This is a genomic window from Fundicoccus culcitae (genome assembly GCF_024661895.1).
GTDB lineage: Bacteria > Bacillota > Bacilli > Lactobacillales > Aerococcaceae > Fundicoccus_A > Fundicoccus_A culcitae.
The window spans coordinates 1,337,114-1,350,485 of the sequence record NZ_CP102453.1; the positions used below are offsets into that span (position 1 = coordinate 1,337,114).

Consider the following 13,372-nt stretch of genomic DNA (forward strand, 5'->3'; position numbering starts at 1 on the left):
TCAATTTAACTTAAAACCTCTTCCAAATAATTAATTATATTTTTTGAAGATTCGAAGTACTTTATTACAGTATTAATACTAATTTTAATATCACGGCCATGAGCAAAATCGTTCCTATTTTGAACTAAAGAATTTAAATCTGATTTTTCATGTGCTTGAATTTTACTTTTAAAATCTTCACAAAATTGAGAATTTACTTCTGATAATAATTTTTCGATATTTCCAGTTTTCGGATTATCAGAACTATCAATTATTTTCTTCTGTAAATATCCAATTGTGTCGCTTTTTGCATTTTCAGACAAGTAGTCATGTATTATTTTTTTGTAACATTGTTCTATTACACCACATGCTCTTATCGTTGAATAAGATATTAAGTACTTTGTTTTTTTATCGAACTTATTTTTATTTATCCAAATTTTAATTTGTTCTAATTCCGTATCAACATCTTTAAATAAAATTTTCTCCATATGTTTCAATTCTCAAAATAATTCAAGTCGAATAAATAGCGAGATGCAATATTAAATCTTTTTTTAATTTGAACCACATTGGTTGTTCGAGAGGATGTAGCATTCTGAAATTCTTTATCCAAAAGTAAGTTTTCATATCTCTTTGAAAAATCTATGTTTTCATTAAAATCAAAACCTTTTTCGATTGCCTTTAAAATAGACACTGCTACAGCATCAAAGGTAGTAGGATGGATTTTTTTTAAGTAAACATGTTTAGAGTTTTTACGTTTAAAAACATTGATACCAAAAAATTTTAAGGCAATTTCTAGGGTACTAACAAATTGATTTTCGAGTTCATCAATATCTTCTTTAATTAAATTTCTATTTTTACCCATGTATTCATTAAGATACTTATTCAAATTAATTTGTTTTTCATTAAATTCTTTACTTTTTTCAAATTCACTCATTGCAAAAAATCTTAAAATTAGTTCAATATCCCCCATTCTACTATCTTCTTTTTCTGATCTCAAAATTTTCCTCCAATTATCATTAAGATTCAATTTAAATAAAAGCGAATTAAATGAACCTTGATACACACAATTTCTAATTTCTTGTGATTTGAGAGACTTTCCACTAGTGTTAATTCTTTCAAAAATTTGATACATTCCAGTATCATCCTTGGGATGCTTTTGCTCAAAAATTATAGCGTGAATAGTTGTTGTCCTAATGCGTCTTTTTTCTTCTGTAGTTAATTCATCAAATGTCTTACCTCTCCATTTTTTATTGATGTTGTTTTTATTAGATAGTCTAAATACTTTTTCAGTATTCGTAAATATCCCTCGAAAGAAGTCATTTACGCTCATTATTCGTTGGTAACCATCAACGATTAATCTTTTTTCATCTGTGTCTACAGCCAAAAAAATACTAGGAACAGGTAACCCTAACAATATTGAATCAATAAACCGGCTTGCTTCATCTATAGTCCATACAAATTTTCGCTGTAGCTCTGGCTTTACTAGATCACCTTCAGAATACATTAGTGTTAACTCTCTAAAAGTCATATCAGCTCCCCAAGAACTTATGTTATATAAATCATCATTCGAATATGAGATACTCTCTTCATTATTATTTTCTACCAAACTCACATTACTCATTTTATTTTACTCCTTTCATAAATAACAAATATAGATAATCTATTTGACAAAATAATTCGCAATTAGGAATTTTCAAATATATATTCCTTCACTTTACCAATCATTCAATTCTTTCTTACCCTAAATAGCTTTTTCAAAAAATAAGATAATTCATTTTAAAAAATGTTGAAATATTAAATTGATAATTAATAGTAAAAATCCTTATAAAATTTGTTTTAACATAATCGTATATTTCAATTTTACAATTAAAATACCATAGTATGCAAGGTAATCTGTACTTATAATAACAGCATCGCAATTAAATTATATAAAATAATTATAATTATCATATGAGTACCAGTGTATACATTTTAATTATTTAATGCTTTTGTTCTTATTTTCATTAAAAAAGCATTAAATCAATCCATATTTGGGAATGGTATTAGGAAATCTGTTAGTTAATTTTCTAATGCCTATAACTATTAACTAATTTTTTTCTTAGTAATTCTTGGAAATTACCATACTAAATCTTGAATTCACATAATTTCATCTTATACAATCCTTATAAAGCTTTACTTTTTGTTACTTGATATACTTTACTTGTAAGTATACTTGTAGATGAAAGCATGTCACAAATTAAACTTGTAGAATTACCTGCTAAAAAGATTTCCTTTAAAAAAGGATCGAACGGAACCAAATATGTGTATTATACGGTTAAAAGTTACCGTAATGAAAAAGGTAACCCAACGTCCGATGAAGTAAGTATAGGTAAATTGGATGAACACACAAGTAAACTAATCCCTAACAAAAGCTATTACGAAGGGTTTCCTATTGAACGAGAAGATACACCTGAACGCATTCAATCAACGGGTTATATTTCTATTTACTTTCACTTAGCAGAAAGGATCGCCTTAACCTTTTTATTGAAACAGAATTTTCCTGAACAAGCTGATTCCATTTTTGCTTTAGCTGCCTATATGATGGCTCATGGGAATGTGATGATGATCTACGAACGTTTGACAGAAGATACACAACATAAGCATATTCCAGTATTATCCTCTCAACAAATCAGTACACCCTTTGCGAATTTTGCGGAAGAGCATCGCAATGCCTTCTTAAAAGAATGAGTTAAGAAAGCGAATGAAGATGAATACATCGCTTATGATGTTACCTCCATTTCATCTTACAGTGGAGAAATGTCGATAACGGAATATGGTTATTATCGAGATAAAGAACAACTGCCTCAATTAAATTTAAGCATGTATTATGGTGAAACTTCTCGAATTCCTTTACACTACGCTATCTATCCAGTAAGTTTAGTCGACAAAACTTACTTACCCTTTATGATGGCTGTGACAGAATCCATGGAGATGAAACATATCCGCTTTGTTATGGATCAAGGTTTTATGACAAAGGATAATCTTATGTTAATGGTGGATAAAGGTTTTACGGTACTCAGTCTATTACCTAAAAACTTTGTGTTGTACAAAGAAACATTGAATCAAGTAATCGCATAACCATTCTCGGCTAAGGATAGGATTATCAGTCAGGATATTTATGCACGGACAATTGTCACTGAGATGGATGGTATTCCTATTCGGATACATATGTACTTTGATCCACAAAAAGCTGTATTAGATGAGAAAGCACTCTATGATGATATTCAAAGAAAAGAACAAGCCCTTCAGGAGTTAATCAAACAGAAGGCAATTAAAGCAACCACGAAGAAATACTTTACGGTAACAGAATCAGGTGATAAAACCATCGAGTATCAACTGGACTATGATAAAGTTGATGCGTTAAAAGACCGCTTAGGTTATTTCGCTTTAGTTTAACGGATTTAGATTTGGCATCTGAGGATGCTTTAATTATTTATCGTTAAAAGATGTGATTGAGAAGAGTTTTGATCAATTTAAGAATGGGATGGATTATCGTCGGATGCGCACGCATTATACGCAAACAACGGAAGGCAAGATGTTTGTGGCCTTTGTGGGCTTAATTATGCGACATGTCTTTATGAATAGCGTAAAGACACATGAAGACACTCAAGCTATGACAATGAAGCAGGTTATCATTGAGTTAGAAAAGATTCAGTAGATTCAATTAAAGAACAAAGAGATGATTGATTATTCTTTCACAGCGAAGCCATGATTCTGATATTAACTGAGCCACCAAACTGCATAAAAAGAGCCATAGATTCTGGACAAAATGAGCCACTTCGATACAATCTCCAATATAATCCACTTGTAGACATCGTCTACAAAAATTATATGGAGGTGTATTTTTTTATGGAAAAATACAAAGATATACTCAGGTACCACTTTGCAGATTTGTCTCAAAGGCAAATATCAATTTAGTTGGTGTATCTCGGAATACAGTGAGTAAAGTGATTAATGCTGCTAAAGCGGTACAGCTCGATTTTGATTAAGTCATCCCTCTCACTGAACAAGCATTAAATGATTTACTGTTTCCAAAATTAAGCGAAGATTCGTTTTATCTGATGCCTAATTTTGAAGTGTTGGCTCAGGTGCTTTAATAAAAAGGAGTTACTAAAAAGTTTCTTTGGGAAGATTATGTTCAAGAACGTCAAGCATCTGAAGGATTTCCTTTTCAGTATGCAAAATTTTGTGTCCATTTAAATAGCTATTTAGAACTAACAAAGGCCATGATGTATTTTCAACATTCACCTAGTGAATGAGTTGAAACAGATTGAGCAGGTGCTACGATTTCAATCATTAATCGTGAAACTGGAGCAGTAAACAAAGGGTATGTTTTTGTCGCTACCTTGTCTTATAGTCAATATAGTTATGTAGAAGTTACTGAAAATATGAAACAAGAAAATTGGATCCAAGCCCATGTTAGTATGTTTCAATTTTTTGGTGGTGTTACTTCAATGATCGTATGCGATAACTTACGAACCAGTATGGTAAAGCATCCGAAAAATGGGGATGTTATTCTAAATGCACAGTACCGAGAACTAACTGATTACTATCGAACGGTTGTGATACCAGCTCAACCAAGAACCCCTAATGGCAAAGCCAGTGTAGAGAGTACGGTTGGGAAAATATCATCCCAAATCATTGCGAAGTTGCGTCACGAAACCTTCCATTCTGTGTATGAAGCTAACCAAGCAGTTCAAGAATTACTCATCGAATTCAATCATAAAGGATTTCAAAAGAGAAAAGGGTCCCGTTTAAGTGTCTTCACTGAAGAAGAGAAAGAATTTTTTCAACCATTACCGACGAATCCCTATCAATATGGTGTTTGGAAGGTAGCGACCGTTCAATATCATTATCATGTATCCGTTGATAAAATGTTTTATTCTGTCCCTTATGAATGCATAAAGAAAAAAGTAGATGTTCGTATAACAAAACGGCTGATAGAAGTATTCTTCAAACAAAAACGCATTTGTAGTCATCCGCGTCTATATGGACAACCTGGACAATATTCAACACGCCAAGATCAAATGCCTCTAACACATCAGGAGGCTTCGGAGTGGAATGGGACTCGGTTTATTAAATGGGCAAAACAAATAGGCGAGAATACACAAACAGTGATTGAACGCTTATTAGCTTCGTATCGTATTGAACAACAGGCTTATAACGGCTGTCGTTCGCTATTGAAACTGGCAGATTTACATACTCCGCAAGAATTAGAATCTGCTTGTCAAAAAGCCTTATCGCTTATTTATGCTCCTCGCTATAAAAATATTAAACGAATCTTAGAGACGAATCAAACAAAACAAAATCAACCAACAAAAGAAACTCCAGAGAATGGTTCGACTCATGCATTCTTAAGAGGAAGTCAATATTATGGAGGGTCTCAAGATGAATCAACACAACTATGAAAAAATGGTGACTTTAAGATTTCAAGGTATGGTAAAAGCTTATGAAGAACAAAATAAGTTAGAGAATGTAACTGAATGGTCATTTGAAGAACGGTTAGCTCATTTACTTGATTCTGAGTTTGATAGCTGAAAAAACAGTAAAATTGAACGGCTTGTAAAACAAGCAAATTTTTCTGATTCAAATGCACGCTTAGAAGATATCCAATATCTATCTGACCGTCACTTGAACAAAGATGTTTTTCAAAAGCTATCAACGAATAAATATTTAGATGAACACAAAAATATTATTTTTGTTGGAGCTACTGGGTCAGGAAAAAGTTACCTGGCTTGTGCATTAGGTAAGAATGCCTGTTTATCAGGAACTAGAGTGAATTATATCCGGTTGCCTGACTTATTAGCGGATTTAAAATTAGCTCGTATAGAAGGTCGGTATCCAAAAGTAGTTAAACAATGTCAGAAAATTGATTTATTGATTATTGATGAATTTCTGCTTGTTCCAATACCTCAACAAGCACAACAAGATATTTTAGAGGTATTAGAACGTCGTTATCGACTTCATTCAACAATCTTTTGTTCTCAATTTAAAGTAGATGGTTGGCATGAACGATTAGGAGGCGGAGTGTTGGCGGATGCGATCTTAGACCGTGCACTATCTAAATCTCAACAGATACTAATAGAAGGTGAAAAATCGATGCGTTCAAGAATATAATGACTTTAAGGGCTATTTTTAGCCCTTTTTTAGTGGCTCGAACTAAACAGAACGGTGGCTCACTAGTGCAGAATATTGAATGAGATGCTTTGTGGCTCACTCACTCTATATCGGTGGCTCTCAACCTCCAGAATGCTGGCTCAATTTGCCCCAGAATACTCACTTGCATATGCATCTGAATTCTTAAAATGGGGAGCTGTATCTTTATTATCTTCTAAAAGAAAATAATTTCTGTATATCAAATTTGGAATTTTATTAACAAACTCATTTGTTGGAACATTTAATGAAGACCCACAATTACATCCTGAGTAAGTACATGTCGTTTCAGTATAAATACGCTCATATACTTCATCTCTAACGACTCCTATTAAACCAGTTGGATTACTTCCCCATAAACCAGCTTGAATTTCTGAATTAATAAACGGTCGTTGAGATGTTTCTTCTCCAATCAACACCATAACGACTGAAGAGTCCTGCAAAAATTCTTCTCTAATTATCCTCATGATTCTATCTTCCTCTAGATTAGTATCAATATCACCGTCCGATACTGACTTATCAATAAACTCTCCCCCTTCTAACCCTTTTCTGATTATCTCATCCTTCAAGTCTTGTTCATTTTTATGATGATAACTAATAAATGTTTTATGCATTTTAATATCCACTCCACTTTTCTTTATCTAATCTAAATGTTTCGAGTATTTTTTCATCGGATAATTCTTTATTAAGTACTTTGAAATCTCTCACAATTTCATCATACCTGTAGTAACAAGTCTGTACTATTTCAATTGTAGTTTCATGTACAACAATTTTTTTATCATTGGAAACAATTGAATCATCCTTCAAAATCTTTTCATACCATCTTCTATAATCATTTTGATGATTAGTAAGAAATGTATTAAGAGTTTTCAAAATTCCGACTGACAAACTATATAAAGCTTCATCTTTCTCTCTATCTAATAGCTCCAGATTTTCTCGAATAAATTTATAAGTACTATAATAAGAATCAAGAACCTCAGATATATTATCTTTATCCGGTTTAAAACAGAATAGAGATCTCTTGGATTCTAAAAAAGAACCCACTGCTTTTTTAAATATTTCGCTTGATTTATCAAAAAATACATTTAGACCTCCAATATTGAAATTATCTATTCTAAGAGAATATTTTTTTCCCCAAAAACCATAAATAGCAAATCCAATTCCAAAAACTCCTAAAGATAGTAGTATCAATTTTAAAATTTCCATCAATGTATTAATATAGTTACTAATGAAACCATTGTTGAAAAAATCAATTTCAGTGAGAATAATTGTAATTAGAAAAAATAAAATAAATATTAAAGTGCCATAAAATATTTTTGAATTAGATTTTATTCTTTCTTGTAAATGCTTATTACCTCCAAGTAGAAAAGTAAGTATACATATCATAACTACCCATAGTATTTCAATTTTCATAGTTATAACTCTCCTTTATCTTTAATGTAATATCTTTCAATCTTTAACTCACTTTCTCCTGGAGGTAAACTTTTCACTTCATAAAGTGGTTTGTCCAAACTACTAAAATATTCAATTTCAAACTCAACCCATTTAGATTGTTCAGAATTATCAGTTCTTATTAATAGTAAATTCTTTGATTGTTCCATTCTTACCTTTAAAACCTCTTCAGTATAAACGTTAACAAATTCACGTTTTAAAAAATGATCATCAATACCCCAATCAATATAGCATGTTTTGTTATCTTGATTTAATTTTAAAACTATATCTCTAACTATTATTTGATCTTTTAAACTATGTGAAACAAAAAAATCGTAAGTTTGTTTGTTATTTATTGCATCGCTTTGGAAGCGTTCATATAAATCTTTTGGTCTCATTGAATCAAAATTAACTTTATCTAGTTGATAACTTTTTTTCTTACCTTTAAATCTCTTTCTTAATACTACATAATGTCCAAATTTTTGTAGATGATTGAATGCAAATTCTCTAATCTGATTATTCCTTTCAGAATCATTTAATTTATAAAAAAACTCATTCACCTCTTTTGTATCAAATTTTGATAATTCTAGAGCAATCAACATTTTTTCTTGTGTGCTTATTCCTTTTGTGTGATATTTTTTTATATAATATCTCATATAAGAAGGATTAACATTTTGAGCATTTATTTTGGCATTATTTATTCTGTCATATATTACTTTATTCTTTTTATATCTATATTCTTCTAATTCTGCTCTCTCTTTCTTTACTTTTTGCTCATCGTATTTTGCATTATATTTTTCTCTAACACCTACAGACAATATATTCTTAACTTTTTGTGATGAATAGAAGAACTTTTCTGGTGATTCAGGATTATATCTTTTCTTCTTTCCAATTGAAACTAAGTGATTATCTTTTTCACGATACAAAGTTTGTCGTTCAACTAGCCATTGCCATTCGAATGGAAATAACCTTCTATACTCATTTAGTATAGTCTTTTGGTAATATTTGATAGATTTGATTTAACGGTCGTTTAAAACCGTTTCTAATTTGAATACTTTCTTTCGTATATTTTCTTTTCACTTCACCTGCCATTATCATACACTCCTCAATTTAATTAAACTTATATTTAATCAAAGCTTACTATATAAGTGCCTAGCTTTATTATGTTGCATTAATATTCACTAATTAAACTATACAATTTCTGTATATATTTACCTCACCGGTTAGGTGCTAATCGCTTTCATTTCATAATGCAATGGTAACAATTTATACTGTTTTATTAATGCAAACTAGCTCTTTTACAATTGTATCATAGTAATGTGTTACTTTTCTATATTCGTTTAATCAAATTTTTTATTTTTAAAATTTGATTGAAATTCATTGTCGAACGTCGCCACGACACTCACTCTACTATCTATTGTACACAATTTCGTAGAGGATATTGGCATCAAAGATTAGGCGGGAGTGTTCATGCCGATGCTATAATAGACCGAATTGTTCATAGAGCGATTTGGTTTGAAACAGGTGCAATGAATATGTGAGAGAAATTAGGTCAAAATAAAGAAGTTGAAAAATAAAATTTTCGCCACGCTATATGCGTGGCTTTTTAATTGGACTCCAAATGCGAATAGGTTGCTCTCAAATGGCTATCGATTGCTCCGAACTAGCTTATAGGTGGGGCTGAAGCCGCGGAATAATCACCTGATTATTTCGCGCTATCAGAGCACTCAATTCGCATTTGGAGTCCACCTGTGGATAAGTCAAATAATCGTAAAACGAAAATTGAATACGCTCTTTAGGACAACTGATTCATGGTTTGATTCCACTTAAGTTCCTGCTTTATGTATAGTTAAATTGGAAGTTTTATTACTTCCAAAATACATAAGGGAGGATATTTTTATGTCCAGAAAAATACCTGTAAAGGTAATCATGCTGTATCGAGATCAAGGTTTATCTCGAAATATGATTGCTAAGTCACAAAATATCAGTCGCAATTCAGTCAGTCAAGTGTTTCAAAGGGCTAGTCAACTAAATGTGTCTTTTCAAGACATCGAATCAATGTCTGAGAATCAAGTCTATCGTCTTTTTTTCCCAGATCGTTATCAATCGGAAGTAATGTATGCGCATCCAAATTACGAAGTGATTCATAAAGAATTACAGAAAGTTGGTGTCACTTTAAAACTTTTATGGCAAGAGTATACCGATAATTGTCGAAAATCGAACGAAATAGCTGTTGGCTATACAAAATTTTGTGAAGATTATCAAAAATATATCGATCAATATCGATTAACGAATCACTTAGTACATAAACCAGGTGTTAGTGTACAAGTTGATTGGAGCGGCTCTCATTTGAAGCTAATAGATAGTAATACAGGGGAAATTACACCTGTATATCTGTTTGTTGGTACGTTACCTTACAGTCAAATGACCTATGTTGAGCCTACTTTAGACACGAAAAGTGATACTTGGTTAAAGTGTCATGTAAATATGTTTAGTTTTTTAGGTGGTAGTCCAATAAAGCTCGTTTGTGACAACTTAAAAACGGGCGTGATTACACATCCAAAAGAAGGTGATATTGTTCTGAATCATCAATATGAAATGCTTGCCAATCACTATGTCATGGCCATTATGCCGACAAAAATTAGGAAGCCAAAACAAAAAGCAGCTGTGGAAGGGGCGGTTGGTAAAATAGCGACAGCTATTATCGCTACCTTACGCCACCAAGTTTTCCACTCGTTTCCAGAATTAAAAATAGCCGTAAGAGAAAAGTTAGATGACTATAACGCTAAACCATTTCAAACAAGGGAGGGTAGTAGAAAGCTCATTTTTGATAATAATGAAAAAGATAAATTAAGATCTCTACCAGTCGTTCCATTCGAAATTGCTGAATGGGTCTATGGACGTAAAGTAAGATATGATTGTCATATTGTTTTTCAAAAGAACTACTATTCTTGCCCCTACCAATATATAAGAAAAAGTGTTGATTTAAAGGTAACAGATCAAATGGTTGAAATTTATTATCAACAAGAACGCATTGCTAGTCATCTTCGTTTTCCAATGTATAGAGAGTATGCTTATTCAACCCAAGTTGAACATACACCTGATTATTTTAATCAGCCGGAGTGGAATGACCAAAGAATTCTACGCTGGGCTCATAGTATTGGTCCTTGCACCTATAAAGTGATTCAACGAATCTTTGAAAGTGTACAAATTAAAGAACAAGGCTATCAATCCTGTTTATCCGTTTTAAACTTGACGAAGAAATACTCAAAAGAACATCTTGAGATTGCTTGTCAAATTGCTTTAGACAAAATTCATTCTCCGAGATATCGCCAACTGAATTCAATTTTATCAAGTAAAGTGAATAAAGGTTTCTTTGAACAACAAACGAATCAACAACCGTCAAATATAGGGTACCTAAGAGGTCCAGAATATTATGGAGGGAACCAAAATGATTAATGCTGAAACAATACGTAAACTAAGACAATTAGATTTAGATGGATTTGTAGATGCCTTAGAAATGCAGGAAATGAACATAAGCGCGCTTCAACTCACATTTGATGAAAGAATACAGTTAGCGACAGATTCGCTTTATCAAGAGAAATATAACCATCGCGTTCAAGGTTTGATTAATCGGGCGAAACTTCGCTTTTCTGATGCTGATTTAGCTACTATCTATTATGAAAAACGGGACATTAATCGCGAAATTTTACAAGAATTAGGTCGTTGTAATTTTATCCATCAACAATTAGATGTAATTATGCAAGGATTTACGGGTTCAGGTAAAACATTTCTTGGGTGTGCTTTAGGTAAAGAAGCCTGTAAAAAAGAAATCCGAACACGGTACATTCGATTACCAGATTTATTAATCGAGCGGGACGAGGCGACTTTGAAAGACAAAGGAATAACAAATTTATTGAGAAAATATTCGAACTATGGACTACTAATCTTAGATGAATGGCTTCTCGATGACCTTGTAGAAGATGATCTGAAATTCATTTTCGAACTGGTCGAACGTCGCCACGACACTCACTCTACTATCTATTGTACACAATTTCGTAGAGGAGATTGGCATCAAAGATTAGGCGGGAGTGTTCATGCCAATGCTATAATGGACCGAATAGTTCATAGAGCGATTTGGTTTGAAACAGGTACAATGAATATGCGAGAGAAATTAGGTCAAAACAAAGAAGTTGAAAAATAAAACAATCGCCACGTTTTATGCGTGGCTTTTTAAGTGGACTCCAAATGCGAATAGGCTACTCTCAAATGGCTATCGATTGCTCCGAACTAGCGTATGGGTGAGTTTGAAGCCGCGGAATAATCAATTATATTTTGCATTGAAAGTCTGTAATTCATAAATCTCAATTAAGTGGTTATTTAACCAACATAGAATTTTATTTTAACTACAGAACAGTGAACGCTTTCTTCATAAGTTAAACGAATCGAACAAAATGTTCATCTAGTAGTCACAATTATATTTGAACAAATTCCCGAACACCAATACCATCGTTGAGCGCATGCAATACTAAAAATGGCAGACACCTATTCCGACCAAAGATTAGATAAAGCCTGCCATTATGCATTAGAACGCTCAACTGCCCCTAATTATCATCAAATTAAGAAAATTATTGACAGTCGTTTGTTCCAATCAAATTCTAACACGACTGAAACGGTTGAACAATCTTACTTAAGAGGAGCGGATTACTATGATAAATCAAACCAATAGATTAGATAAGTTAATCTCTTACTTACGTCATATGCGATTACCTATTATGGCTGATCAATTACTGACACTATCACAAGATTCTAAAATAGAATCTAAAACGACACTGGATGTTTTAGAGGAAATTATTACAGAGGAATACCAATCTCGCTGCTTAAATACGATTGCACGAAATTTGAAAACTGCTCAATTATCACAACCCAATGCGAATTTAGACCATATGAATTATGCTCCTGAACGGCGGATAAACCGATCTTTGATTGAACAATTAAAAACGTGTCAGTTTATTCAAAATCACCACCATGTGATTATTCAAGGAGCGACAGGAACAGGTAAATCTTATATTGCGAATGCTTTGTGTCGACATGTGATTACACAAGGATATACTGCTCTATACACACGAATGATCGAATTATTAGCTGAAATAAACGACTCCGACTCAGAAGGTAGACTGGATAAACTCCTTAAAAAGCTAGCTAAAGTAGATTTACTTGTCATCGATGATTTTTTACTGACAACAACTACGGAATTTGAACAAAAGTATTTGATGGAAGTCTTTGAGATACGTAGTCGAGGTAAGGCACTCGTTTTATCTTCTCAAATGAGTGATGTTGAATGGCATAAAAAATTAGGTGGTGGAGCTATAGCAGAGGCTATTATTGATAGAGTCTCAAATAACTCCCATAGAATTATTATCAGTGGCGAATCATTAAGTCTTTGTAAAGGTCCAGAATAATCCGATTCGATTGGTTCAAAAAAAACGTGATTTACCTGGTTCAGGATATCGCGTTTTTATGGTTTTTTAAGGACGACGTATACACTGTATTCCGAGACACACCAACTAAACTTGATATTTGACTTTGAGACAATCCGGCAAAGTGGTACCTGAGTATATCTTTGTATTTTTCCATAAAAAATACACCTCCATATAATTTTTGTAGACGATGTCTACAAGTGGATTATATCGGAGATGGTATCGAAGTGGCTCATTTTGTCCAGAATCTATGGCTCTCTTTATGCAGATTGGTGGCTCAGTTAAAATCA

17 protein-coding genes are annotated in these 13,372 nt (G+C 32.5%); 12 read left to right on the plus strand and 5 right to left on the minus strand.

The window, feature by feature from the left end:
* Positions 1–5 precede the first annotated feature (5 nt).
* Complete coding sequence (locus NRE15_RS06100; protein ID WP_313794709.1) at positions 6–467, minus strand: HEPN domain-containing protein; 462 nt, start codon at positions 465–467, stop codon at positions 6–8.
* Between the two features lie 5 nt (positions 468–472).
* The gene (locus NRE15_RS06105; protein WP_313794710.1) at positions 473–1,600 is read right to left on the minus strand and encodes a DUF262 domain-containing protein; all 1,128 of its coding nucleotides are present in this window, start codon (positions 1,598–1,600) and stop codon (positions 473–475) included.
* A 605-nt stretch (positions 1,601–2,205) separates the two neighbouring features.
* Between NRE15_RS06105 and NRE15_RS06110 the strand changes: the two genes are divergently transcribed.
* The 7 genes from NRE15_RS06110 (at position 2,206) to NRE15_RS06140 (ending at position 6,135) form a co-directional block, all read left to right on the plus strand.
* A complete protein-coding gene (locus NRE15_RS06110) occupies positions 2,206–2,706 on the plus strand; it encodes a hypothetical protein (protein WP_313794711.1) in 501 nt (166 codons plus the stop codon).
* Between the two features lie 69 nt (positions 2,707–2,775).
* Positions 2,776–3,096 (plus strand): hypothetical protein, encoded by a 321-nt coding sequence (locus tag NRE15_RS06115; RefSeq protein ID WP_313794712.1) that lies wholly within the window; start codon positions 2,776–2,778, stop codon positions 3,094–3,096.
* A 63-nt stretch (positions 3,097–3,159) separates the two neighbouring features.
* Positions 3,160–3,414 (plus strand): hypothetical protein, encoded by a 255-nt coding sequence (locus NRE15_RS06120; protein WP_313794713.1) that lies wholly within the window; start codon positions 3,160–3,162, stop codon positions 3,412–3,414.
* Between the two features lie 52 nt (positions 3,415–3,466).
* Positions 3,467–3,676, plus strand: coding sequence for a hypothetical protein (locus tag NRE15_RS06125; protein ID WP_313794714.1), 210 nt, complete (start codon positions 3,467–3,469; stop codon positions 3,674–3,676).
* 730 nt (positions 3,677–4,406) lie between these two features.
* A complete protein-coding gene (locus NRE15_RS06130; protein ID WP_313794707.1) occupies positions 4,407–5,426 on the plus strand; it encodes a Mu transposase domain-containing protein in 1,020 nt (339 codons plus the stop codon).
* Complete coding sequence (locus tag NRE15_RS06135) at positions 5,407–5,556, plus strand: hypothetical protein (protein WP_313794706.1); 150 nt, start codon at positions 5,407–5,409, stop codon at positions 5,554–5,556. The genes NRE15_RS06130 and NRE15_RS06135 overlap by 20 nt, the downstream gene beginning before the upstream one ends.
* A 69-nt stretch (positions 5,557–5,625) precedes the next feature.
* Entirely contained in the window at positions 5,626–6,135 is a 510-nt protein-coding gene (locus NRE15_RS06140; protein WP_313794961.1) for an ATP-binding protein, read from the plus strand.
* Between the two features lie 140 nt (positions 6,136–6,275).
* Here NRE15_RS06140 and NRE15_RS06145 read toward each other — a convergent pair whose 3' ends face one another.
* From NRE15_RS06145 to NRE15_RS06155, 3 genes are read right to left on the minus strand one after another with little or no spacing between them, the layout of a single operon-like run.
* Complete coding sequence (locus NRE15_RS06145) at positions 6,276–6,785, minus strand: TIR domain-containing protein (protein WP_313794715.1); 510 nt, start codon at positions 6,783–6,785, stop codon at positions 6,276–6,278.
* 1 nt (position 6,786) lies between these two features.
* Positions 6,787–7,584, minus strand: coding sequence for a hypothetical protein (locus NRE15_RS06150; RefSeq protein WP_313794716.1), 798 nt, complete (start codon positions 7,582–7,584; stop codon positions 6,787–6,789).
* A 2-nt stretch (positions 7,585–7,586) separates the two neighbouring features.
* Positions 7,587–8,528 (minus strand): TIR domain-containing protein, encoded by a 942-nt coding sequence (locus NRE15_RS06155; protein WP_313794717.1) that lies wholly within the window; start codon positions 8,526–8,528, stop codon positions 7,587–7,589.
* A gap of 444 nt (positions 8,529–8,972) precedes the next feature.
* Here NRE15_RS06155 and NRE15_RS06160 point away from each other — a divergent pair, with 444 nt between their 5' ends.
* The 5 genes from NRE15_RS06160 to NRE15_RS06180 all read left to right on the plus strand — a co-directional run bounded on the left by NRE15_RS06160 (position 8,973) and on the right by NRE15_RS06180 (position 13,064).
* A complete protein-coding gene (locus NRE15_RS06160; RefSeq protein ID WP_313794718.1) occupies positions 8,973–9,143 on the plus strand; it encodes an ATP-binding protein in 171 nt (56 codons plus the stop codon).
* A gap of 358 nt (positions 9,144–9,501) precedes the next feature.
* Entirely contained in the window at positions 9,502–11,061 is a 1,560-nt protein-coding gene (gene istA / locus NRE15_RS06165) for an IS21 family transposase (protein ID WP_313793973.1), read from the plus strand.
* Positions 11,039–11,806 carry an ATP-binding protein gene (locus NRE15_RS06170; RefSeq protein WP_313794719.1) on the plus strand — a complete coding sequence of 256 codons (768 nt, stop codon included), beginning with the start codon at positions 11,039–11,041 and terminating at the stop codon, positions 11,804–11,806. Before istA ends, NRE15_RS06170 begins: the two co-directional genes overlap by 23 nt.
* 330 nt (positions 11,807–12,136) lie before the next feature.
* Complete coding sequence (locus NRE15_RS06175) at positions 12,137–12,331, plus strand: hypothetical protein (protein WP_313794720.1); 195 nt, start codon at positions 12,137–12,139, stop codon at positions 12,329–12,331.
* Positions 12,312–13,064: an ATP-binding protein gene (locus tag NRE15_RS06180; protein WP_313794721.1), complete on the plus strand. Its 753-nt coding sequence runs from the start codon at positions 12,312–12,314 to the stop codon at positions 13,062–13,064. Before NRE15_RS06175 ends, NRE15_RS06180 begins: the two co-directional genes overlap by 20 nt.
* The last annotated feature ends 308 nt before the right edge of the window (positions 13,065–13,372 follow it).

Excerpts from the sequence above, each read along its gene's own strand:
- NRE15_RS06115 (WP_313794712.1), top strand. The coding sequence starts at position 2,776 with ATGTCGATAACGGAATATGGTTATTATCGAGATAAAGAACAACTGCCT.
- NRE15_RS06130 (WP_313794707.1), top strand. The coding sequence starts at position 4,407 with ATGAAACAAGAAAATTGGATCCAAGCCCATGTTAGTATGTTTCAATTT.
- NRE15_RS06120 (WP_313794713.1), top strand. The coding sequence starts at position 3,160 with ATGGATGGTATTCCTATTCGGATACATATGTACTTTGATCCACAAAAA.
- NRE15_RS06145 (WP_313794715.1), bottom strand. The coding sequence starts at position 6,785 with ATGCATAAAACATTTATTAGTTATCATCATAAAAATGAACAAGACTTG.
- NRE15_RS06105 (WP_313794710.1), bottom strand. The coding sequence starts at position 1,600 with ATGAGTAATGTGAGTTTGGTAGAAAATAATAATGAAGAGAGTATCTCA.
- NRE15_RS06175 (WP_313794720.1), top strand. The coding sequence starts at position 12,137 with ATGGCAGACACCTATTCCGACCAAAGATTAGATAAAGCCTGCCATTAT.
- NRE15_RS06170 (WP_313794719.1), top strand. The coding sequence starts at position 11,039 with ATGGAGGGAACCAAAATGATTAATGCTGAAACAATACGTAAACTAAGA.
- NRE15_RS06180 (WP_313794721.1), top strand. The coding sequence starts at position 12,312 with ATGATAAATCAAACCAATAGATTAGATAAGTTAATCTCTTACTTACGT.
- istA (WP_313793973.1), top strand. The coding sequence starts at position 9,502 with ATGTCCAGAAAAATACCTGTAAAGGTAATCATGCTGTATCGAGATCAA.
- NRE15_RS06110 (WP_313794711.1), top strand. The coding sequence starts at position 2,206 with ATGTCACAAATTAAACTTGTAGAATTACCTGCTAAAAAGATTTCCTTT.
- NRE15_RS06135 (WP_313794706.1), top strand. The coding sequence starts at position 5,407 with ATGAATCAACACAACTATGAAAAAATGGTGACTTTAAGATTTCAAGGT.
- NRE15_RS06100 (WP_313794709.1), bottom strand. The coding sequence starts at position 467 with ATGGAGAAAATTTTATTTAAAGATGTTGATACGGAATTAGAACAAATT.
- NRE15_RS06150 (WP_313794716.1), bottom strand. The coding sequence starts at position 7,584 with ATGAAAATTGAAATACTATGGGTAGTTATGATATGTATACTTACTTTT.